This window comes from Stenotrophomonas sp. As-7 (assembly GCF_030291015.1).
GTDB classification, from domain to species: domain Bacteria; phylum Pseudomonadota; class Gammaproteobacteria; order Xanthomonadales; family Xanthomonadaceae; genus Stenotrophomonas; species Stenotrophomonas lactitubi.
Genome location: NZ_CP127405.1, coordinates 3,804,248 through 3,826,350, shown reverse-complemented (window position 1 = coordinate 3,826,350; position 22,103 = coordinate 3,804,248). Strand labels below are relative to the sequence as shown.

Annotated in this window: 17 protein-coding genes; 13 read left to right on the top strand and 4 right to left on the bottom strand. The window is 66.7% G+C overall.

What is annotated here, in order from left to right:
- Window positions 1–148: 148 nt before the first annotated feature.
- Complete coding sequence (locus tag QP457_RS17490) at window positions 149–2,575, bottom strand: penicillin-binding protein 1A (protein WP_205406299.1); 2,427 nt, start codon at window positions 2,573–2,575, stop codon at window positions 149–151.
- Between the two features lie 217 nt (window positions 2,576–2,792).
- Here QP457_RS17490 and QP457_RS17485 point away from each other — a divergent pair, with 217 nt between their 5' ends.
- From QP457_RS17485 to tkt, 13 genes are all read left to right on the top strand, one after another.
- Entirely contained in the window at window positions 2,793–3,851 is a 1,059-nt protein-coding gene (locus tag QP457_RS17485) for a pilus assembly protein PilM (RefSeq protein WP_032951624.1), read from the top strand.
- Entirely contained in the window at window positions 3,851–4,747 is an 897-nt protein-coding gene (locus tag QP457_RS17480; RefSeq protein ID WP_205406300.1) for a PilN domain-containing protein, read from the top strand. Before QP457_RS17485 ends, QP457_RS17480 begins: the two co-directional genes overlap by 1 nt.
- Entirely contained in the window at window positions 4,744–5,400 is a 657-nt protein-coding gene (gene pilO, locus QP457_RS17475; protein WP_100553441.1) for a type 4a pilus biogenesis protein PilO, read from the top strand. The genes QP457_RS17480 and pilO overlap by 4 nt, the downstream gene beginning before the upstream one ends.
- Window positions 5,397–5,933 carry a pilus assembly protein PilP gene (locus tag QP457_RS17470; RefSeq protein ID WP_170919634.1) on the top strand — a complete coding sequence of 179 codons (537 nt, stop codon included), beginning with the start codon at window positions 5,397–5,399 and terminating at the stop codon, window positions 5,931–5,933. Before pilO ends, QP457_RS17470 begins: the two co-directional genes overlap by 4 nt.
- A gap of 21 nt (window positions 5,934–5,954) precedes the next feature.
- Window positions 5,955–7,937 carry a type IV pilus secretin PilQ family protein gene (locus QP457_RS17465; protein WP_205406301.1) on the top strand — a complete coding sequence of 661 codons (1,983 nt, stop codon included), beginning with the start codon at window positions 5,955–5,957 and terminating at the stop codon, window positions 7,935–7,937.
- 224 nt (window positions 7,938–8,161) lie between these two features.
- Complete coding sequence (locus QP457_RS17460; protein ID WP_205406302.1) at window positions 8,162–9,187, top strand: MoxR family ATPase; 1,026 nt, start codon at window positions 8,162–8,164, stop codon at window positions 9,185–9,187.
- Between the two features lie 8 nt (window positions 9,188–9,195).
- On the top strand, window positions 9,196–10,125 hold the full coding sequence (locus tag QP457_RS17455) for a DUF58 domain-containing protein (RefSeq protein ID WP_205406303.1): 930 nt from the start codon (window positions 9,196–9,198) through the stop codon (window positions 10,123–10,125).
- On the top strand, window positions 10,122–10,571 hold the full coding sequence (locus QP457_RS17450; RefSeq protein WP_205406304.1) for a DUF4381 family protein: 450 nt from the start codon (window positions 10,122–10,124) through the stop codon (window positions 10,569–10,571). Before QP457_RS17455 ends, QP457_RS17450 begins: the two co-directional genes overlap by 4 nt.
- Entirely contained in the window at window positions 10,568–11,572 is a 1,005-nt protein-coding gene (locus QP457_RS17445) for a VWA domain-containing protein (protein ID WP_205406305.1), read from the top strand. Before QP457_RS17450 ends, QP457_RS17445 begins: the two co-directional genes overlap by 4 nt.
- Window positions 11,573–11,589: 17 nt before the next feature.
- On the top strand, window positions 11,590–13,455 hold the full coding sequence (locus QP457_RS17440) for a tetratricopeptide repeat protein (RefSeq protein ID WP_205406320.1): 1,866 nt from the start codon (window positions 11,590–11,592) through the stop codon (window positions 13,453–13,455).
- Window positions 13,452–15,152 carry a BatD family protein gene (locus QP457_RS17435; protein ID WP_205406306.1) on the top strand — a complete coding sequence of 567 codons (1,701 nt, stop codon included), beginning with the start codon at window positions 13,452–13,454 and terminating at the stop codon, window positions 15,150–15,152. Before QP457_RS17440 ends, QP457_RS17435 begins: the two co-directional genes overlap by 4 nt.
- A gap of 57 nt (window positions 15,153–15,209) precedes the next feature.
- Window positions 15,210–16,544, top strand: coding sequence for a dicarboxylate/amino acid:cation symporter (locus QP457_RS17430; RefSeq protein ID WP_180165796.1), 1,335 nt, complete (start codon window positions 15,210–15,212; stop codon window positions 16,542–16,544).
- Between the two features lie 201 nt (window positions 16,545–16,745).
- Window positions 16,746–18,743, top strand: a complete 1,998-nt coding sequence (gene tkt, locus QP457_RS17425; protein ID WP_205406307.1) for a transketolase — start codon at window positions 16,746–16,748, stop codon at window positions 18,741–18,743.
- Window positions 18,744–18,852: 109 nt separating this feature from the next.
- Here tkt and QP457_RS17420 read toward each other — a convergent pair whose 3' ends face one another.
- The 3 genes from QP457_RS17420 to QP457_RS17410 all read right to left on the bottom strand — a co-directional run bounded on the left by QP457_RS17420 (window position 18,853) and on the right by QP457_RS17410 (window position 22,044).
- A complete protein-coding gene (locus QP457_RS17420) occupies window positions 18,853–19,401 on the bottom strand; it encodes an NADAR family protein (protein ID WP_180166060.1) in 549 nt (182 codons plus the stop codon).
- 99 nt (window positions 19,402–19,500) lie between these two features.
- A complete protein-coding gene (locus QP457_RS17415) occupies window positions 19,501–21,453 on the bottom strand; it encodes an acetyl-CoA hydrolase/transferase C-terminal domain-containing protein (protein WP_205406308.1) in 1,953 nt (650 codons plus the stop codon).
- Window positions 21,454–21,486: 33 nt separating this feature from the next.
- The gene (locus tag QP457_RS17410; protein ID WP_205406309.1) at window positions 21,487–22,044 is read right to left on the bottom strand and encodes a flavin reductase family protein; all 558 of its coding nucleotides are present in this window, start codon (window positions 22,042–22,044) and stop codon (window positions 21,487–21,489) included.
- Between the last annotated feature and the right edge of the window lie 59 nt (window positions 22,045–22,103).

Here is a 22,103-nt window from a genome sequence, read left to right as displayed (position 1 = left end):
GCCCGTAGAGCCCTTCGGCTGCCGGATGCAATCGCTTCGGTAGATGCCGACCTTGGTCGGCACGGGGCGCCAACCAAGGTTGGCGACTACCAGGGCAACGCCGGGCCATCGTGCCAACCAACGGTTGGCACCCACCGCACCTGCACCTTTAGAAGATATCGAACGCGGCCGCGTCCGCCTGCGGGGTGCTCTGCAGGTTGAGGTCGTAGTCGGTCAGGCGGTCCATGTCTTCCACCTTCACCCACTCCACCGCGCCGTTGAGGGTGGCCTGGACCATGCCGCTCGGCGGTTCGTTCTGCGCGATCGGGGTGTCCTTCAGCGCGGTGCGCATGTAGTCGATCCAGATCGGCAGGGCCGCCTTGCCACCGTATTCGCGGTAGCCCAGCGAGCGGAAGTCGTCGCGGCCCACCCACACGGTGGTCACGTACGGGCCGCCGAAGCCGGAGAACCAGGCGTCACGGTGGTCGTTGGTCGAGCCGGTCTTACCGCCCACGTCCTCGCGGCCGAGCACCTTGGCCTGCGCGCCGGTACCGCGCTGGACCACGTCGCGCATCATCGACACCAGCTGGTAGGCAGTACGGGCGTCGATCGCACGCGGTGCGGTACGCGCGTCCGGGTTGACCGGTGCGGCCGGCGTTTCGGACTTGGCTTCCGGCTTGGCGGCGGCGGTGGCGTCAACCTTGGGGGCCGGGGCGCCGAAGTTGAAGCCGTCCACCACCTGGTTCACCGGCTGGTCGCTGCTGCCCGCGCAGTCGCGGCAGGCCATCGCCGGGTTTTCCTTGAACACCAGGTTGCCATCGCGGTCGTTGACCTGGTCGATCAGCCAGGTGTCCACGCGCGAGCCGCCGTTGGCGAACACGGCATAGCCGCGGGCCACCGACAGCGGGGTCAGCGAGGCGGTACCCAGCGACATCGACAGGTTCGGCGGCAATTCGGATTCGGCAAAGCCGAACTGGCTGATGTACTTGCGCGCGTAGTCCACGCCCATGCCATCAAGCAGGCGCACCGAGACCAGGTTGCGCGACTGCACCAGCGCCTCACGCAGGCGCATCGGGCCACGGAAGCCACCTCCGTCGTTCTGCGGCGCCCAGGTCTTGCCGCGGCGGTCGCGGAACACGACCGGGGCGTCGAGCACGATCGAGGCCGGGTTGTAACCCTTGTCGAAGGCGGCCGCATAGACGAACGGCTTGAAGCTCGAACCCGGCTGGCGACGGGCCTGGGTGGCACGGTTGAACTTGTTGCCGGAGAAGCTGAAGCCACCGACCAGGGCCTTCAGTGCGCCGCTGTGGGCGTCCAGCGAGACCAGCGCGGACTGGCCGCGCGGCAGCTGGTCGAGCAGCCACTCGCCCTCCTTGGCACCGGCGCGCACGCGCACGATGTCGCCACGCTGCACCAGCTTGGCCGGGCTCTTGTTGGCCCACTTGGCGGCACCGGCCGGCAGCACGATCTCGCTGCGGTTGGCCAGCACCACGGTGGCACTACCGTCGGCACCGGTGCTGGCGACGATCGCCGGCAGCAGGCCGGCCTGGCCGAACATGCCGCGCAGGTGCTCGGCCAGTGCAGCGGCATCATCGCCGGCACCCAGCTGTACCTGCTTCTCCACGCCGTGCCAGCCGTGGCGGTGGTCGTACAGCAGCAGGCCGTCGCGCACCGACAGATTGGCAGCGGTCTGCAGGGTCGAATCGATCGTGGTGGTGACGTGGTAGCCCTTGTTGACCACGTCGCCGCCGAAGCGGGCGATCATTTCCTGGCGCACCAGTTCGGCCACGTAGGGCGCATCGACCTGCACCGGCGGCTCATGCGCGGTGGCGTGCATCGGCACGGCCTTGGCCGCGTCGGCCTCGGCCTGGCTGACGAACTTCAGGTCGGCCATGCGCTGCAGGACATAGTTGTCACGGCGCTGGCGGGCGCGCTCCGGGTTGGAGATCGGGTTGCCCGAGGACGGGAACTTGGGGATGCCGGCCAGCGAGGCCATCTCGTCCAGGTCCAGTTCGCCCAGCTTCTTGCCGTAGTAGAACTCGGCGGCGGCGGCCACGCCGTAGGCGCGGTTGCCGAAGAAACTCTTGTTCAGGTACAGCTCGAAGATCTCGTCCTTGCTCAGCTCGGACTCGATCTTGCGCGCCAGCAGGATCTCGGCCAGCTTGCGGGTATAGCTGTACTCGGAGCTGAGGAAGAACTGGCGGGCCACCTGCTGGGTGATGGTGGAGCCACCGGGCACGCGCTTGTCGTTGGTGGTGGCCAGCAGCCACACCGCGCGGCCGATGCCCTTGTAGTCCACGCCGCCGTGCTCGTAGAAGCGGGCATCCTCGGTCGCCAGGAACGCCTGCTTCAGCTTCTCCGGCACGTCCTTCATGGTGATGGGGGTACGCCGGGTCTCACCGAACACCGCCATCAGCTTGCCGTCGGCAGCGTAGACGTACATCGGCTCCTGCATTTCCACGTCGCGCAGGGTCTGCACGTCGGGAAGCTTGGAAGAAACGGCGTAGTACAGGCCGCCAACGGCGGCCGCTCCGACCAGCGCCAGGACCAGGACAACAAGAAAGATCCAGCGCAGCCAGCGGCGGAGACGGGTCATCGGTGTCAGATTCCGATTGCGAATTTCGTGGTCGCAGAGTATAGATTACGCAAGGTGGCGGCTGGGGCCGGCACTGGGGAGTGCAAGGGGACGCCAGGGGCTGCGTGTTCATCCTGTGAGGGATGTCACAGCAGGGCGGTTGCCATTTGCTAAGAATACGTTATTAATGCGCGGACGCAGCTCTTGCGTCCAAGTGCCCGTCGGCAGGGGAGAAACCGTGGGGCTCATCCCAAAAAGTCAGTCGCCGCTCATTGGCGTCGACATCAGTTCGACTGCGGTAAAGCTGTTGCAGCTTTCCCGCAGCGGCAACCGTTTCCGTGTGGAACATTACGCCGTGGAACCGCTGCCGCCGAACGCGGTGGTGGAGAAGAACATCGTCGAAGTGGAGGCCGTGGGAGAGGCCATCCGCCGGGCGATGAACCGTTCCGGCAGCAAGGCCAAGCTGGCCGCTGCGGCCGTGGCCGGTTCGGCGGTGATCACCAAGGTGATCCCGATGCCGGCCGACCTGGACGAGAACGACATGGAAGCCCAGATCGAGCTGGAAGCGGTCAACTACATTCCGTATCCGATCGAGGAAGTGAACCTGGACTTCGAGGTGATCGGGGCGATCCCGAACAACCCGGAAATGGTCCAGGTGCTGCTGGCTGCCTCGCGTTCGGAAAACGTTGAACTGCGCCAGTCGGCACTGGAACTGGGTGGCCTGCAGGCCAAGGTGATGGACGTGGAGGCCTTCGCGGTCGAGAACGCCTTCGCCCTGGTGGCCAGCGAGCTGCCGGTTTCGGCCGAGGGCGTAGTTGCGCTGGTCGATATCGGCGCCACCATGACCACCCTCAACGTACTGCGCGGTGGCCGCAGCCTGTACAGCCGCGAACAGGTGTTCGGTGGCAAGCAGCTGACCGACGAGATCATGCGCCGCTATGGCCTGAGCTACGAGGAAGCCGGTCTGGCCAAGCGCCAGGGCGGGCTGCCGGAAAGCTACGAGATGGAAGTGCTGGAGCCGTTCAAGGAAGCCACGGTGCAGCAGATCAGCCGTCTGCTGCAATTCTTCTATGCCGGCAGCGAATTCAACCGGGTCGATCACATCGTGCTGGCCGGCGGCTGTGCTGCCCTTGCAGGCCTGCCGGAGATGGTCGAGGAACAGCTGGGTGTGCCGACCGTGGTCGCCAACCCGCTGGCACAGATGACCCTGGGGCCGAAGGTGCAGGCGCACGCGCTGGCCCAGGACGCCCCCGCGCTGATGATCGCGACCGGTCTGGCGCTGAGGAGCTTTGACTGATGGCACGCATCAATCTATTGCCCTGGCGCGCCGAACGGCGCAAGCAACGCCAGCGCGAGTTCGGCATCATGCTGGGCATGGCCGCCCTTGGTGGCCTGCTGCTGTCGCTGTTGATCTGGTTCTACTACGACATGCAGGTCAGCGGGCAGAGCGATCGCAACGCCTACCTGCAGACCGAGATCGACAAGGTCAAGGAGCAGAACAAGGAAATCGACCGCCTTGACGAGCAGAAGAATCGATTGCTGGCCCGCAAGGCCGTGATCGAGCAGCTGCAGGCCAAGCGCTCGCAGATGGTCCACCTGTTCGATGCGCTGGTCCGCACCATCCCCGATGGCGTGGTGCTCACCGCCCTGCAGCAGGAAGGCGACGTGCTGACGCTGGAAGGCCGCACCCAGTCCAACGCCCGTGTCTCGGCCTACATGCGCAACCTGGAAGTCTCTGGCTGGATGACCAATCCGGAGCTGGCGATCATCGAGGCGCGTGAACCGGACAAGGACAAGGAAGGGCGCGCGACCGGCCCGGTGGCTGACATCAAGGCGTTGCCGTACGTGTTCAAGGTCAAGGTCAAGCTGCCCGCGCAGAGCGAGGAAGCAGCGACCACTCCAGGCCTGAACCCTGATGGCAGCGTGGCCGGCACCGCGCCGGTGGCACCGACCGTCGCACCGCTCAGCGCAGGGCCCGACGCGGCAGCGCCGGCTGCTGCCGCACCAGCGCCGGGATCTACGCCGGCACCGGCAGCCACGCCTGCAACTGCTCCGGCACAGGCCCCGGCACCGCCGGCAGCACCTGCGCCGGCCAAGCCAGCGCAGGCCGCACCCGCACCCAAGCCTGAGGGCAGCCGCCTGGCGCAGCCGCCGCAGGCCTTCCACGCCCCGCTGCAGGGGGATCGCGCATGAGCAAGAAAGTCGACATCAAGAACCTGGACTTCAACGACATCGGCAACTGGCCGAGGAACGCGAAGATCGTGTTCTGCTCGCTGATCGCCCTGGTCATCATGTTCGTGCTTTGGATGCTGCTGGTCAGCGGCAAGCGCGAGGAACTGGCCGGTCTGGAGTCGCGGGAAACCGAGCTGCGTGCCGAGTTCACCAAGGAACAGGAACGCGCGGTCAACCTGGAACCGTTGAAGCAGCAGCTGGCACAGATGGAGCAGGTCCTGCAGCAGATGCTGCGGCAGCTGCCGAGCAAGACCGAGATGCCTGACCTGATCATCGACATCTCGCAGACCGCACTGTCCAGCGGCCTGGCCAACGAGCTGTTTGAACCCGAGCAGGAGCAGATCAAGGAGTTCTACGCCGAGAAGCCGATCAAGCTGCGGATGGTGGGTAGTTACCATCAGTTCGGTGCCTTCGTCAGCGGCGTGGCCTCGCTGCCGCGGGTGGTGATCCTGACCATGCACGACATCAACCTCAAGCCGAAGGACAAGACCGGCGGCAACATCCGTGCCGGTGCGCTTGAACTGTCCGGTACGGTCAAGACCTACCGTTACCTGGATGAGGCCGAGGTCGAGGAACAGCAGAAGGCTGAAGCGGGCAAGGAGGCGAAGAAGTGATCCGTTCCTTCATTGCACGTGGTGGGATGGCGTTGACGGTGCTGCTGCTGGCCGCCTGCGGCCGCGGCGTGACCAGCACGCCGGGTGATGCGCCCAACCTGGAAAAGTGGGTCGAAAGCGAGCGTGCGCGACCGGCGCAGCCGCTGGAGCCGCTGCCGGTGATGCAGCAGTTCGAGACCTTCGAGTATTCCGCGCAGGGCATGCGCGATCCGTTCACCGATGCCTGGACCAACCCGCAGCAGGGGAATGGGGGACTGCGGCCAGATCCGAACCGACGCAAGGAGCCGATGGAAGGCTTCCCGCTTGACGCGCTGGACATGGTCGGCACCATCGGAACAGGCGCCGGCACCGTGGCGCTGGTGATGGGGCCGGACAAGGTGACCTACCGGGTGCGTCCCGGCGGTTACCTGGGGCAGAGCGACGGGCGGGTCACCGCGGTCTTCGAAGACCGCGTGGAGCTGATCGAACTGGTGCCGGATGGCGCGGGTGGCTGGCTGGAACGTCCAGCAACACTCGCGCTGGAAGATCAATGATCGTTTACTGGGGATAGCACGATGACCTTTCACCAAGCCAAGGGGCTGCGTCCCATCCGGCGCTCTACCTTGAACCGCATCAGCGCGCTGGGAGTCGCGTTGATGCTGGCCTGCGCTCCGGCGCTGGCCGCCGCACCGTCGGAAAAGCCGACCGGCACCGCGCTGGCGGCGACGCCGGCCGCTGCGCCGGCAGGCCTTTCGGTCGCACGCATCGACTTCAAGCGTGGCGATGACGGCGCGGGCCGCCTGATCCTGCAGTTCGACGGCCAGGGCGCCATGCCCGACCTGCGCAGCCAGGGCAACAGCGTGGTTGTCGATGTCGGCAACGCACGCCTGCCGGCCAATCTGCAGAAGCCGATGAACGTCACCGACTTCGCCACCCCGGTGCAGCGCATTGACGCCAAGCCGTCCGGCGCCGGCACCCAGCTGGTGCTGAGCACCGGCGGTCCGGTCGAGTCACTGGCCTACCAGAGTGGCAACGAGTATGTGGTGGAGATCAGCCCGCGGCAGGCCCAGGCCGCCGTTGGCGCCGTCACTGCCGGCAGCGTGACCCAGGCCGCCAAGGGCGTGCCGCAGCGCGGCTACGCCGGCAAGCCGGTGACCTTCAACTTCCAGGACGTGCCCGTGCGCACTGTCTTGCAGCTGATTGCCGAAGAGTCGAATCTGAACGTGGTGGCCTCCGACTCGGTGCAGGGCAATGTGACCCTGCGCCTGGTCAACGTGCCGTGGGACCAGGCGCTGGATATCGTGCTGCGTGCCAAGGGCCTGGACAAGCGTCGTGACGGCAGCGTGGTATGGGTTGCGCCGCAGTCCGAGCTGGCCAAGTTCGAGCAGGAGAAGGAAGACGCGCGCATCGCGATCGAGAACCGCGAAGATCTGATGACCGACTACGTCCAGATCAACTACCACAGCGCCACGCAGATCTTCAAAGCGCTGACCGAGGCCAAGGGCATCGGCGGCTCCGGTGGTGGTGGCGGCGGTGGTCAGGGTGGCAGCGGGTCGGCGTCGCAGGAAGACAGTGGTTTCCTGTCCGCGCGTGGCCGCATCGTCGCAGACGAACGCACCAACACGCTGATGATCAGCGACATCCCGAAGAAGATCGCGCGGATGCGCGAACTGATCAACGTGATCGACCGCCCGGTCGACCAGGTGCTGATCGAGAGCCGCATCGTCATCGCCACCGATACGTTCGCCCGCGAACTGGGTGCCAAGTTCGGCATCAGCGGCAGTCGCGACAACGTGTACTTCAGCGGCAACCTGGAAGCCAACGCCAAGACCCGTCAGTCGCAGGTGGACGCCAACAACGCCAATGCGAAGGCTGAGCGCGACTGGATCGCCGGTGGCCGCGTGGGTCCGCCGCCGGTTTCGGTCGGTTCGGCCATCACCCGCGGGCTGAACTGGAACCTGCCAGTGGCAGCGGCCAGCAATCCGGGCTCGCTGGCATTGTCGATCCTCAACGCGGGCTACCTGTTGGACGTCGAACTGTCGGCCATGCAGGAAGAGTCGCGCGGCGAAGTGATCTCCAACCCGCGCGTGGTCACCACCAATCAGCGTGAAGCGTTGATCAAGCAGGGCAAGGAAATCGGCTATGTCACCATCAGTGGTGGCGGTGCCGGCGGTGCAGCTACCCCGAACGTGCAGTTCAAGGAAGTGGTGCTGGAACTGAAGGTCACCCCGACGATCACCAACGACAACCGCGTGTTCCTCAACATGGCGGTGAAGAAGGATGAGGTCGAAAGCTACATCGTGCTGGAGGGCTACGGCCAGGTGCCCAACATCAACCGCCGCGAGGTCAATACCGCCGTGCTGGTGGAAGATGGGCAGACCGTGGTGATCGGTGGCGTGTATGAGTTCACCGATCGCAACAGTGTCAGCAAGGTGCCGTTCCTGGGCGACGTGCCCTTCCTCGGCAACCTGTTCAAGAAGCGCGGTCGCAACAAGGACAAGGCCGAACTGCTGGTGTTCGTGACCCCGAAGGTCCTGCGCGTGGCGCGCCAGAACTGAGACGTTGCACCTGTTGCATCCGACCGGGGCCGCCACGTGCGGCCCCGCGTCGTTTGCGCCAGTAGATCCACGCCATGCGTGGATGGGTGAGTAGATCCACGCCATGTCCCTCCAGTAGATCCACGCCATGCGTGGAGGCTGTTCAGCCGTTCTTGATGCCAGCAGCCGGACGGCCTGCGATGATGTGGGGAACCCGAGCCATCCTGCGCCGGTCAAAGGCCCCCATGAACCTGCCTCCGCCGATGCCCGAATCCATTTCTCCGCCGCCTGCCCCCGTCACCTCGCGCCTGCATGCCGCTTTCAGCGACCTGCGCGATGCACTGTCGGCCGAGATCGTCGGTCAGGCGGCGCTGGTCGAACGTCTTCTGATCGCCTTGCTGGCCGATGGCCACCTGCTGGTGGAAGGTGCACCGGGCCTGGCCAAGACCACGGCCATCCGGGCCTTGGCGGCACGGCTGGAAGCAGACTTCGCACGTGTGCAGTTCACCCCGGACCTGTTGCCTTCCGACCTGACCGGCACCGAGATCTGGCGCCCGCAGGAAGGGCGTTTCGAGTTCGTGCCGGGGCCGATCTTCCATCCGATCCTGCTGGCCGATGAAATCAACCGCGCGCCGGCCAAAGTGCAGTCCGCGCTGCTGGAAGCGATGGGTGAACGCCAGGTCACCGTTGGCCGCCACACCTACGCGCTGCCGTCGCTGTTCCTGGTGATGGCCACGCAGAACCCGATCGAGCAGGAAGGCACGTTCCCGCTGCCGGAAGCGCAGCTGGATCGATTCCTGATGCACGTGCGCATTGGTTATCCAGACCAGACGGCCGAGTCGGAGATCCTGCGGCTTGCCCGCGAGCGTGCCAGGGGTGCGCTTGGTGAGGCCGCAGCGACGCCGGAGAAACTGCCGATGCAGGATGTCTTCGACGCGCGCCGTGAGGTGCTGGAGCTGCACATGGCCCCCGCGCTGGAGCGCTATCTGATCGAACTGGTGCTGGCCTCGCGTGACCCTTCGCGCTACGACGCCTCGCTGGCGCGCCGTATTGCCTGGGGCGCCAGCCCCCGTGGCTCCATCGCACTGGAACGGTGCGCACGGGCGCGGGCGTGGTTGTCTGGGCGTGATTTCGTCACCCCCGACGACGTGCGTGCCGTGGCCGCCGATGTGTTGCGCCACCGGGTCCTGCCCAGCTATGAAGCCGTCGCCGAAGGGTGGGATGGTGAGCGCCTGGTGCAGGAGCTGCTGGCCCGGGTACCGGCACCCTGAGTGCGCGCATGACCGGCACGACCAACGGACCTGCTCCGGGTACCAGCGAAGGCGATGGTCTGCGACCGCAGTTGGCCGAGCTGGTGGCACTGCGCCGCCTGGCACAGCGTCCGCCACCGCCTCGTCGAGGGCGCGCGGGCAGTGCAGGCCAGGCACCTTCGCCGCTGCGCGGACGCGGCATGGAATATGCAGAATCGCGCGAGTACGTGGCGGGCGACGACGCGCGCCACATCGACTGGCGCGTCACCGCGCGCACTGGTCGCACGCATACCAAGCTGTTCCAGGCGGAACGCGAGCGGGTCACCCTGATCGTTGCCGATACGTCGCCTGCGCTGTACTTCGGTACCCGTGTGCGCTTCAAGTCGGTGCAGGCCGCGCGCGCTGGTGCCGTTGCGGCATGGTCCGCACAGCGTCGCGGCGACCGCATCGGTGCATTGCGCGGCAGTGATCGTGAGGCACCGATCGCACCGGCCGGCGGTGCCCGTGGGGTACTGCGTGTACTTGATGCACTCACGCGCTGGTACGCGCAGCCACCGGCCGATGACCTCGGCCTGGAGCGCGCGCTGGACCATGCCGGGAGGGTGCTGCGGCCTGGCGCACGGATGTTGGTGCTGGCTGATCCGCAGCAGGCGCTTCGCATTCCGCCAGCGCGCTGGAGCGCACTGGCCCAGCACCATGACCTGAGTCTGCTGCTGCTGGTCGATCCGCTGGAGTTGCAGCCGCCAGCGGCGCCCCTGCAGTTTCTTGCCGTACAGCAGCGCATCGGCCTGGACCTGCGTCGCAGCGATGTGCAGGCGCACTGGCAAGCGCATTTCGTCGAACCGCTGCAGCAGCTGCGCAGCCAGCTTGCCGCACGTCGCGTCGATGTGCAGGTGCTTTCCACCGATGCGGCCAGTGATGCCTGGCTGGCGCCGGCACCGACGGAGGTGCCGGCATGAGTGCCTCCCTGCCGCTGCGTGATGTGCAGTTGCCGGCCTCGCCAGCGTGGTGGCCCCCCGCACCTGGCTGGCTGATGCTGATCGCACTGATTCTGCTGTTGCTGGCAATCGTTGCTGCGCTGGCCTGGCGTCGGCGCCGCCGACGCCAACAGTGGATGCGTGTGTTCGATCAGGAGATTGCGGCCGTGAACGGCGCGCCGTCGGAACTGGCGATCATCGCCAGCCTACTGCGGCGTGCGGCGCGTCAGGCACGCCCCGGAAGCGAAGCACTGCGCGATGATGCGTGGTGGCAGCATGTCGATCCCAAGGACACCCTGCCGCCTGCGCAGCGCAATCTGTTGGCCGAGGGTGCCTATCGTCCTCACGTGGATGCCGCTGCCGTGGCCGACGTGCGCGCGTGGGCGCGGGCGCGTTACCTGGCGTTGCTGCAGGAGCGCCGTCGATGAGCGCGCTGGCAGCTTACTGGCCCTGGCCGGATCTGCAGCTGGCGTGGCCGCTGGCACTGCTGGCAATGCCGTTGCCGATCCTGATGCACGCGTGGAAACGGCGTGCCGACCCGGGCGCGGCGCTGCGCGTGCCGTACGCCGCTGCCGAACTGGAAGCGCTGGCCGGTGGCGGGCGCATCGGGGTTTCCTGGTTGCGCAGCGGCCTGCTTTGGTTGGGCTGGCTGGCACTGTGCGTGGCGATGGCGCGCCCGCAGCAGCTGGGTGAGGCGATCACCCCGCCGCAGGAAGGCCGGCAGATGATGCTGGCAATGGACGTGTCCGGCAGCATGAGCGAGCCGGACATGGTGCTTGGCGCACAGCCGGTCGAGCGTCTGACCGCTGCCAAGGCGGTGCTGGCTGATTTCCTCGACCGTCGTGCCGGCGATCGCGTCGGCCTGCTGGTGTTCGGCGATCGTGCCTACACACTCACGCCGTTGACTGCGGATCTGTCCAGCGTGCGTGATCAACTGCGCGACAGCGTGGTCGGCCTGGCCGGGCGCGAGACGGCCATTGGTGATGCCATCGCGCTGGCGGTCAAACGCCTCCGCAGCCAGCCCGAAGGGCAGCGTGTACTGATCCTGCTGACCGACGGCGTCAGCAACGCCGGTGTGCTGGAACCCCTGCGCGCCGCCGAGCTGGCACGTGCGGAAGGTGTGCGCGTGCATACCGTAGCCTTTGGCAGCGACGGTAGTGCGCGGTTCTTCGGCATTCCCGTGGCCGCCGACCGCGACCCGGTGGACGAGGCAACGCTGCGCAGGATCGCAGAGATGACCGGTGGTCGCTTCTTCCGTGCGCGTGACACCGACCAGCTGGCCGGCATCTATGCCGAACTGGACAGGCTGGAGCCGATCGCCGCGAAGGGGCCGACACTGCGTCCGCGCAACGAGCGCTATGCATGGCCGCTGGCTGTCGCCTTGCTGCTGGGCGCGTTGGCGTGGGTATGGCCGGAGCGCCGCCGATGAGCGCCACCTTCCTGAAGATGCCCGACTGGAGCGCGTTCGAGTGGAGCGCGCTGCATTTCCTGCGCCCGGAGTGGTTGTGGATGCTGGCGGCACTGCCGCTGATCGTGGCGGTGGCCGTATACCGGCAGCGGCGCAGCGACGCCTGGCGGCAGGCAGTCGACGCCCATCTGTTGTCCCACCTGCTGGCCGGTGAGGGGAAGCGACGCGCGCGCCTGCCATGGGCTCTGCTGCTGGGCTGGACCGTGGCTGCACTGGCGATGGCTGGCCCCAGCTGGCGGCAGCAGGCGCAGCCGGTCTATCAGGCCAGCGCGCCGCTGGTGGTGGTGCTGGATCTCTCCAGCCGCATCACCGCGACCGACCTGCCACCCTCGCGGCTGCTGCAGGCGCGGGCAAAAATCGGTGCGTTGCTGCGTGCCCGTCAAGGCGGGCAGGTGGGTCTGGTGGTGTATGCCGAAGATGCCTATACCGTGGCGCCGTTGACCGACGACGCTGCAAACGTGGCGCTGTACCTGGATGCGCTGGCGCCGGAGGTGATGCCGCGTGATGGCCAGCGTGCTGATCGTGGCATCGACTGGGCGGTCCGGTTGCTGCGGCAGACCGGTGCCCTGCGCGGCCAGATTCTCCTGGTCAGCGACCAGGCTGACAGCGAAGCGATGCTTGCGGCAACGCAGGCGCGTGGTCTCGGCCTGCAGGTGTCGGTGCTGGGCCTGGGCACGCCGTCCGGCGCCGCCTATCGCGATGGTCAAGGCCAGATCGCTCAGGCCGCGCTGGATGAAACCAGCCTGCGTGCCGTCGCCACCGCAGGCGGCGGGAGTTACCAGCGCATCGCCAGCGATGATCGCGACCTGCAGGCATTGGGCGTGCTGGATGCCAGCGATGGCGGCGCACTGCAGCGGCCCGGACAGGCCCGGCAATGGCAGGACGAAGGCTATTGGTTGTTGCCGCCGGTGATGCTGTTGGCACTGCTGGCGTTCCGCCGCCGTGCGGTGCTGGCGGCAGTGCTGGCCTTGGGTCTTCTGCCCTTGAGCGGGCAGCTGCAGGCGCAGCCGCGCGCGCCGACAGCTGCACAGACACCTGCACCTGCAGCGGGCACGTTGTGGGAGCGTGCCGACCAGCGTGAGCATGCGCGCCTGGCTGCGGGCGTGCAGGCCTACCGTCAAGGTGATTTCGCTACTGCCCGCAAGCAGTTCGAAGGCATCGACAGCGACGCCGGCTGGTACAACCTCGGCAACGTGCTTGCCCGCCAGGGTGACTACGACGGCGCCATCGCCGCCTACGACAAGGCCCTGACGCGCCACCCGCAGATGGCCGACGCCGTCGCCAACCGCGCCGTGGTCGACGCTGCGCGCAAGCGCAAGCCGCCGTCGAACAATGACCAGGGGCAGGGCAAGGGGCAGCAGAAGCCGCAGCAGGGCCAGCAGCAGAACCAGCAGGGACAGCAAGGGCAGCAAGGGCAGCAAGGGCAGCAAGGGCAGCAGAATCAGCCGCAGCAGGGCCAGCAGAATCCGCAGCAAGGCCAGCAGAATCCGCAACAGGGTCAACAAGGCCAGCAGCAACCGCAGGGCCAGAAGGGCCAGCAGAATCCGGCGTCTACAGGTTCCGGCCAGCAGGGTGCGAAACAGGAGCCGCCGCAGGCAGCTGACCCGCAGGCCCAGGCGCAGGCCGATGCCCAGCAGCGTCAGCGCATGCAGCAGGCACTGCAGCAGGCGCGTGCTGGCGAAGCCGGCAAGACGGCAGTGCGCGGCGCTGGCGGCACACCGCAACAGCGCGAGGAGCAGCAGGCCGTGGAGGCCTGGATGCGGCGCGTACCGGATGATCCGGGGGCATTGCTGCGGGCCAAGTTCCAGTTGGAAAACGAACGTAGAAAGAGGGAAGGGCGATGACAGGCATGGCGAGCAGGCAATTCCGGTGGCCTCTGCCTGTGCTGGCGATGCTGCTGCTGTGGCTGCCGATGGTGGCCATGGCGCAGACGCGCGCCTGGCTGGAACAGGACAGCATCGCCGCCGGTGATGCGGTCACCCTGCACATCGAGACCGACGAAGGTGCACCGGACTATGCACCGTTGAATGCCGATTTCGCGCTCAGCGCGCAGAGCAGCAATCGCCAGGTGCAGTGGAGCAATGGCGGCGTCCAGCAGCGCAACCTCTATACGGTTGCGTTGACGCCGCGCCGCACCGGTACGCTGCAGGTGCCCTCGTTGCAGGTCGGCAGTGCACGCACGCTGCCCTTGGTGCTGCAGGTCAGTGATGCCGTGGTGGCCACCCCGCAGAGCAATGCCACCGCCTTCATCGAAACCGAGGTGGATGACCCTACGCCCTACGTGCAGCAGAGCGTGGGCGTGGTGGTCAGGCTGTACTTCGCTTCGCAGCTGGCGTCGGGCGAACTGGTGCTCGACACCCCCAGTGGCGCGTCGCTGCAACGGGTGGGCGAGGATCGCAGTGACGTGCGCCAGGTCAACGGCCGTCGCTACAACGTGGTCGAACGTCGCTTCCTGTTGATCCCCGAGCGCAGCGGTGCGTTGCGTCTACCTGGCGCGCGCTTCACCGGCCGCAGTGCAGGTGGCTTCTTCGATGACTTCTTCGGCAACGGTGGCGATGGCCGCATGAATGCCGTCGGTGCCGAACGCACGCTGCAGGTGCAGGCGCAGCCGGCGCAGGCCGTGCAGCCGTGGCTGCCCCTGCACAGCCTGCAGTTGCGCTACACCACGGCACCCAGCAGTGCGCGCACGGGCGAAGCGGCCACCGTGATGGTCGAAGCGATCGCCAACGGCGCTACCCGGGCCCAGTTCACCGATCTGCCCGTGCCCGACCTCGGCGACGCCGCTCAGGTGTTCGCCGAACCGGCCCAGTACGAGGAGACCTTCAACGGCAGTACGCCACGCCTGAAGATCACCCGGCGCTATTCGATCGTGCCGCGGCAGGTTGGATCGCTGCGCGTGCCCGGGCCACGCGTGGCCTGGTGGAACGTGGACAGCGGCAGTGCCCAGCAGGCCAGCCTGCCGGATCTGGAACTGGCCGTGGCGGCGGGCCGCGCCGGCGCGCCCGTGGCACAACCGATCGATACCGATGCCGCGCTGCCGGAAGACGCCGCCCCTTCGGTTGCATCCTCTCTTGCACCGACCGCAGCCGGCACCCGGCCGTGGCCGTGGATGGCCGCCGCCGCAGGTCTGGCCGTGCTGTGGCTGTTGACCCTGGCATGGGGATGGCGACGTGGTCGCCATGCAGTCGACCATGCCCGCCCGGTTCCCCGCCCTGGAGTTGTCGCACCTGCGACGTCGTCGCGTGCCAGCGTGGCCGAGCTGCGCCGGGCCATCGATGGCGAGGGCTTCGACCAGGTGGAGGCGCTGCTGTGTTCGATGGCGGGCGTGGAGCGCCTGGAACAGGTGATCGAGCGGCTGGCCGACCCGGCCCAGCGGCAGACCCTGCAGGCGTTGCAGCAGGCGCGCTGGGGCGGGATGGGCGATGTCTCCGTGCTGCGGTCCCGCCTGCGCGAAAGCTTCCGTGACGGACCGCACTGGTCGGGCGCCAGCGGCGCCGTCGACACTGGGCTGCCGCCGCTGTATCCGCCGCGGCAACCCTGAACCGGCGCGGCTTGCGCGCTTTGTTAGAGTAGATTCATTTTTCGAGGAATCCCGCGCATGACAGCAGCTGCTGCCGACAAGAAGAAGTTGCCCCTGCATTGGAAGATGGGCATCGGCTTTGCGATCGGCCTGGTCCTGGGACTGATCGTGCATGCCCTGGGCGGCAGCATCGAAGGCCTGCAGACCGGTGCCAAGTGGGTAATGGACTACGTCACCACCCCGGCTTCGGGCCTGTTCCTCAACCTGATCTTCATGCTGATCGTGCCGCTGATCTTCTCGGCGCTGATCATGGGTGTGTCGGAGATGGGCGACATCCGCGCCCTTGGCCGTATCGGCTGGAAGACGTTGGCCTACACCGTGCTGCTGTCCGGCATCGCTGTGGGTATCGGCCTGGTGCTGGTCAATCTGCTCAAGCCCGGTGCCGGCGTCGACCCGCAGGTGGCCGCGCTGATGCTGTCGGAGAACGCCGAGCGCAGCAAGGAAATCGTGGCTGGCATCCATGGCACGCCGAAGGGCATGGACATGCTGCTGTCGATCGTGCCGAGCAACGTGCTGCAGGCCGCTTCGGACAATGGCGCGATCCTGTCGCTGATGTTCTTCGCGCTCATGTTCGGTATCGGCATGGTGCTGACCGACGAGGCCAAGGTAGCCCCGCTGCGTCGCGCCATCGAAGGCGTGTTCGAAATCTCGATGACCCTGATCAATCTGGTCATCCGCCTGGCGCCGTATGCCGTGGCCTGCTTCATGTTCAACCTGGCCGCGCTGTTCGGCTTCGACCTGATCATCCGCCTGGGTGCCTACGTGGGCGTGGTGGTGCTGGCGCTGGGCCTGCACATGGTGGTGACCTACGGCACCGCGGTATGGCTGTCGGGGCGTTCGCCGCTGGCATTCTTCCGGCAGACCCAGGAGGCCACGGTGATGGCCTTCTCCACCGCCTCCAGCAACGCAACCCTGCCGACCGCGCTGCGCGTGGCCGACCAGATGGGCCTGCCGCAGCGCGTGTCGCGCTTCGTGCTGACCGTGGGTGCCACCGCCAACCAGAACGGCACCGCACTGTTCGAGGGCGTGACGGTGATCTTCCTGGCCCAGTTCTTCGGTGTCGACCTGAGCATCGGCCAGCAGGTCATGGTGATGGCGGTCTGCATCCTTGGTGGTATCGGTACGGCCGGTGTGCCGTCCGGCTCGCTGCCGGTGGTGGCGATGATCTGTGCGATGGTCGGCGTCAATCCGCTGGGCATCGGCCTGATCCTGGGCGTGAACCACTTCCTGGACATGTGCCGCACCGCGCTGAACGTGACCGGCGACTTGGCCTTGACCACGCTGGTGGCCAAGGGCGAAGCGCCGGACACCCCGGCCGAGATCGCTGCCGCCGCGGCCCGTCTGGACAACTGACCCAGGCAATACCTGATCGGGGTCGGAGCCCTTTCCGCAGGAAAGGGCTCCGACCCCTTCTCATATGCGGAATCCAGCGGAAATCATGAAGTTGCCGGCCAGCGGCCGGCGCTACCGCCTTGTTGGCCTGACCCCACCCGGCGTCTGTGGGACAATAGGCCGCCCGCAGTTCCGCGGCCGCCTCCCGATTCCGACAGAACCATGACGCAGCCTACCCGTCGCCAGTTGGCCAACGCCATCCGCTTCCTCGCCGCCGATGCGGTTGAAACCGCAAAGTCCGGCCACCCCGGCATGCCCATGGGCATGGCCGACATCGCCGAAGTCCTCTGGAACGACTACCACCGTCACAACCCGAACAACCCGCAGTGGTTCAACCGCGACCGCTTCGTGCTGTCCAACGGCCACGGCTCGATGCTGCAGTACGCGCTGCTGCACCTGAGCGGCTATGACCTGCCGATCGAGCAGCTGAAGGCCTTCCGCCAGCTGGGCAGCCACACCGCTGGCCATCCGGAGCGTCATGAGACCCCGGGCGTGGAGACCACCACCGGTCCGCTGGGCCAGGGTTTCGCCAATGCCGTCGGTTTTGCCTTGGCCGAGAAGCTGCTGGCACAGCGCTTCAACCGCCCGGAGCTGGAAATCGTCGACCACCGTACCTGGGTGTTCATGGGTGACGGCTGCCTGATGGAAGGCATTTCCCACGAAGCCGCCTCGCTGGCCGGCACCTGGGGCCTGCACAAGCTGGTCTGCTTCTGGGATGACAACCACATCTCCATCGACGGCAACACCGAAGGCTGGTTCACCGACAACACCCCGGAGCGTTTCGAGGCCTATGGCTGGAACGTGGTCCGTGGCGTCGATGGCCACGATCCGGAAAGCATCAAGGCCGGTATCGAAGCGGCCCTGTCGCAGGACGGCAAGCCGACCCTGATCTGCTGCCGCACCACGATCGGTTTTGGTTCGCCGAACAAGGCCGGCAAGGAATCCAGCCACGGCGCACCGCTGGGCAAGGACGAACTGGAAGCCACCCGCAAGGCGCTGGACTGGAACTACGGCCCGTTCGAGATTCCGGAAGAGATCTACGCCGGCTGGCGTGCTGGCGGTACTGGCACTCTGCGCCAGGCCGAGTGGGAGCAGCAGTTCGACAAGTACGCTGCGCAGTACCCCGCCGAAGCCGCTGAGCTGACCCGTCGCTCGCATGGCGATCTGCCGGCCGACTTCGCCGCCAAGGCCGACGCCTACATCGCCCAGGTTGCCGCCGAAGGCCAGACCATCGCCTCGCGCAAGGCGTCGCAGCTGGCCATCGAGGCGTTCGCACCGCTGCTGCCGGAAATCGTTGGCGGTTCGGCTGACCTGGCGCACTCGAACCTGACCCTGTGGAAGGGCAGCACGTCCGTCGCCACCGACGATGCCAATGCCAACTACGTGTACTACGGTGTGCGCGAGTTCGGCATGACCGCGATCGCCAACGGCCTGGCCCTGCACGGCGGTTTCATTCCGTTCGACGCCACCTTCCTGGTGTTCAGCGATTACGCCCGCAATGCCGTGCGCATGAGCGCGCTGATCCCGGCCCACGCCATCCACGTCTACACCCACGACTCGATCGGCCTGGGCGAAGACGGCCCGACCCACCAGCCGGTGGAGCACCTGGCCTCGCTGCGCTACATCCCGAACAACGACGTGTGGCGCCCGTGCGATGCGGTCGAGTCGGCCGTGAGCTGGAAGGCTGCGATCACCCGCCAGGATGGCCCGAGCTGCCTGGTGTTCAGCCGCCAGAACCTGCCGCACCAGCCGCGCGACGCCGAGCAGATCGCACAGATCGAGCGTGGCGGCTATGTGCTGGCCGATGCTGCCGGCACCCCGGACGTGATCCTGATCGCGACCGGTTCGGAAGTCTCGCTGGCGACCGAAGCGAAGGCGCAGCTGGATGCGGCCGGCCTGAAGACCCGCGTGGTCTCGATGCCGTCCACCGATGTGTTCCTGCGCCAGGATGCGGCCTACCGCGAATCGGTGCTGCCGAACGCCGTGCGCAAGCGCGTGGCGATCGAAGCCGGCATCACCGGCTTCTGGCGCCAGTTCGTCGGCCTGGACGGTGCAGTGATCGGTATCGACACCTTCGGTGCGTCGGCCCCGGCCGACAAGCTGTACCAGCACTTCGGCATCACCACCGCGCACGTGGTGGAAGCGGCCAAGGCGCTGTAAGCCGCGCTGCATGGAATACGGGGAGGCCGGCGCAAGCCGGCCTTTCTCGTTTGCGGAGCGAAACGAATCGCCCGCGCGTCAGTAGATCCACGCCATGCGTGGATAGGCGTTACATCGCGTCCCGCACGTCCATCAGCGCAAACCCCAGAAGATTCAATCCGCGCCACTGCGCCGGGTTGTGTGCGTCGGCGTGATCCTTGGCCAGGCCGATTCCCCAGACGAAATCCACCGGACTGGCTTCCACCAGTACCTGATCTTCCGTGGAGCGCAGGAAATCGCCCAGCGCCGCATTCTGCGAGAACTTGGCCCGATTGCCTTCGACCACCAGGGCGTAGCGCGCCTGCGCCCAGAGAGCCTCGTCGAAGCCCTCGATCTTCCGGCCCAGCGCTTTCACCTTGTCAGGCGTGCGGCTGGCGAGAACCTGTTCGAGGATGTCGGTGGCACCAAACAGTCGCGCTTTGCCGGCCATCATGAAGTGCTCGGCGGTGGGGTAGTGCACGCCGTCGATGTTGAAACCTGCGTCGTACCACTGGCTGAAACACGACGCCGCCACGCCCGTGCGCGGCGGCTGGTGGCCCCAGAAGCAGAGATAGCGCAGGTGCTCGCCATCGGCCTGGCGGCGTTGCAGGTCATGCAGGAAACGGGAATCGTTGTTCATCCGCACAGGATAGCGTGCCGCGCCACTGCGGTAGGTGCCAACCTTGGTTGGCACTGATCGTTATCCGCCGGGCATGGCCCGGCGCTACCATCCGCGCGATTACGCGGTGCGCGCCAGGGCCAGCCTCAACAAACGTGCATTGAGCCGTTCGCCGAAGTCCTTGGGCGACTGCAGTTCCATCCGCTGCAGGTACACCGCGTCGCCATCACCTGCAGGCTGCCACAGCGCGGCCCACACGGTGCGCAGCTTGCTGCCGCGCGTCTGCGTGTTGGCCTTCAACCAGCCCAGCGCCTTCACCAGCACCTGTTCGATCTCGGTGAAGTCGCTGCCCAACGGGTAATCGGGCAGGGTGCCATCGTTGCGGAACGGCGCCAGCGTCGCCGCCAGTGCCTGTGGTGTGTTGCGCTGCTGCCGCTGCACATCGGGTTGTGCCGTTGCTGCCAGCTTGCGCGCCGCGAAGGCCTGCTGCAGCAGTGCGTCCTGGAACGGCGCCTCGGTGATCGCCGCCATCGCGTGCACGCAGTCGTCATCGGTCAGGCCGCGCACATCGGCGATGCCGTACTCGTTGAGATAGATGTCACGCAGGTGGCGCGGAATGGTCGTGTGCCCATAATTCCAGCGCACATTGGATTCGCGCTGGCCGCGATCATCACGGGCGGCGCGGAACATCAACACACTGCGCGCTTCCGGCAGCGCATGCGCCATCGCCACGAAGTTGTACTGGCCGCCCACACCGGAGACCACGCGTCCATCTTCCAGTGCATCGGACACCGCTGCGCCCAGTGCGGTGGCCATCATGCAGGAATTGAAGAAGCGCGCGTGCCGGCGCTGCAGGCGTTCCAGTGTTTCGTTGCCGCCGTACAGCTGGTTGATCTCGCTGATGCGGCGCATGCCGATCGCCCGGCATTCGTCCTCGGGCAGGGTGCGCAGCCATTCGTAGAATTCGGATGAGCCCAGGTAGAACGCGCCGTGCAGATACTCGCCCTCCGCCTCCAACGTGGCGTGATCGATGGACAGCGTGCTGCCGTTCTCGATGCGCTGCATCAACGCCAGGTCATCATGCACCTTGCGCTTGATCACGCCGGTCTGCACCAGCCGGCGGAAGCCCTCGTTGAGCATTTCGCTGCAGCCGTACAGGCCGATCTCGAACGGCTCCAGCCCGCCGATCTCCTGTACCAGCGGATGGCTGGCAAGTTGCGGGTCCAGTGCATCCAGCACGCGCCGGTAGCGCGCGTTGTCGGTGTGGCGCAGTACCAGTGCATGGCTGAGTGCATCGGCCAAGGTGCCGATGCCGATCTGCAGCGTGCCGCCGTCGCGCACCAGGGTGCTGGCATACAGGCCGATGGCGTAGTCGGCGTCGGCAACCGGTTGCCGCGGCAGCCCGAACAACGCCGGATACGGTGCTGGCGGGGTGATGACCAGATCGAAGAAGGACACGTCGACCGTGGCCGTGCCGCCCAGATACGGCAGCTGCGGATCGATCTCGGCAACCAGCAGCGGGCGCGGCAGGCCGCGCGCGGTCATCGCGTCCAGCGTGTCCTGGGTGATGTCGTTGTTGCACGACAGCGAAAGGCGCCGGTCGTCCGGGCGCATCGCTACTTTCTGCACGATCACCTGCGGCGCGCGCTGGGCCACTGCGTCGGCAGCGTGGGTGTAGTTGAGGCTGGTGTAGCTGGACTGTGCCTGCCGCGAACCGAGCAGGGCACCGGACTGCATGTAGAACTCTTCCACCTGCACGTGCGCTGGCAATGCGTCGCGCGCGATCGCATCGGCATAGGCCAGGCGCGGGAAGTCTTCACCGAAATGGCGGGACGCGAACGGCGCCATGAAGCGCGCTTCCAGGCCGTCTCCCTTTGCCTGCGGCGGATTCAACGACAGCGCGGTATACAGCTGCAGCGGCCGCGACGGGTCCTGTTCCACACGCGCATACAAGGCGTTGAGCAGGCGGTGAGGTTTACCCAGCGCCAGCGGTGCACCGATCCGCAGCGGCCCATCCACGCGCGCGAACAGCCAGTCAACGGCGGCGTCGAGGTCGGTGAGGTGTTCGGTCATCCGGGGCGATCCTGCTTGGGGGGAGTGCTGGCATTACAGCATGTCGGGCTTGAACCGCCGTCGACGCGAGACTTCGGCGCCGGACACCATGAACCGGCCATCGCCGCGATAGTGCACCGACCGTGGCAGCTTCGGCCGCGGCGCCACGTGTGCGCGCACGATTTCCCAGATGAAGAGATTGCTCGATTCGACCTGGCTGTCGTCATGCAGGCGGCACTCGAAACTGGAATGGCACTGGCCTACCAGCGGTGCCCCCACGTCCCGCGCCGGCACCGCATCCAGGCCGAACCGTTCGAACTTGTCCACGTCGCGGCCGCTGCAGTTGCCGATGTCAACCACGGTGTCCAGCAGTTCGACTCCCGGCACGTTGATCACGCACTCGCCGCTGCCACGGGCCAAGCCGAAGCTGTGGTTCTCGTTCCACAGGTAGGTGGCCACCAGTGAGGGCGAAAAGCCCATCACCATGTGCCAGCCCATCGTCATCAGGTTGCGCTGCCCCCGCCACGCGGTGCTGACCAGCACGATCGGGCCAGGTTCGAGGAAGCGCCGGGCCTGTTCGACGGGGAAATCACGCTTGCGCAAGGGCTTCATGCCGGTACCTACGATGGAGGCCCCTCATGCTGGCGCAGGCGCGATGAAGTACCGGTCGA

Coding starts and splice junctions, on each gene's coding strand:
- QP457_RS17490 (WP_205406299.1), bottom strand. CDS start 2,575: ATGACCCGTCTCCGCCGCTGGCTGCGCTGGATCTTTCTTGTTGTCCTG.
- QP457_RS17480 (WP_205406300.1), top strand. CDS start 3,851: ATGGCACGCATCAATCTATTGCCCTGGCGCGCCGAACGGCGCAAGCAA.
- pilO (WP_100553441.1), top strand. CDS start 4,744: ATGAGCAAGAAAGTCGACATCAAGAACCTGGACTTCAACGACATCGGC.
- QP457_RS17465 (WP_205406301.1), top strand. CDS start 5,955: ATGACCTTTCACCAAGCCAAGGGGCTGCGTCCCATCCGGCGCTCTACC.
- QP457_RS17460 (WP_205406302.1), top strand. CDS start 8,162: ATGAACCTGCCTCCGCCGATGCCCGAATCCATTTCTCCGCCGCCTGCC.
- QP457_RS17455 (WP_205406303.1), top strand. CDS start 9,196: ATGACCGGCACGACCAACGGACCTGCTCCGGGTACCAGCGAAGGCGAT.
- QP457_RS17450 (WP_205406304.1), top strand. CDS start 10,122: ATGAGTGCCTCCCTGCCGCTGCGTGATGTGCAGTTGCCGGCCTCGCCA.
- QP457_RS17445 (WP_205406305.1), top strand. CDS start 10,568: ATGAGCGCGCTGGCAGCTTACTGGCCCTGGCCGGATCTGCAGCTGGCG.
- QP457_RS17440 (WP_205406320.1), top strand. CDS start 11,590: ATGCCCGACTGGAGCGCGTTCGAGTGGAGCGCGCTGCATTTCCTGCGC.
- QP457_RS17435 (WP_205406306.1), top strand. CDS start 13,452: ATGACAGGCATGGCGAGCAGGCAATTCCGGTGGCCTCTGCCTGTGCTG.
- QP457_RS17430 (WP_180165796.1), top strand. CDS start 15,210: ATGACAGCAGCTGCTGCCGACAAGAAGAAGTTGCCCCTGCATTGGAAG.
- tkt (WP_205406307.1), top strand. CDS start 16,746: ATGACGCAGCCTACCCGTCGCCAGTTGGCCAACGCCATCCGCTTCCTC.
- QP457_RS17420 (WP_180166060.1), bottom strand. CDS start 19,401: ATGAACAACGATTCCCGTTTCCTGCATGACCTGCAACGCCGCCAGGCC.
- QP457_RS17415 (WP_205406308.1), bottom strand. CDS start 21,453: ATGACCGAACACCTCACCGACCTCGACGCCGCCGTTGACTGGCTGTTC.
- QP457_RS17410 (WP_205406309.1), bottom strand. CDS start 22,044: ATGAAGCCCTTGCGCAAGCGTGATTTCCCCGTCGAACAGGCCCGGCGC.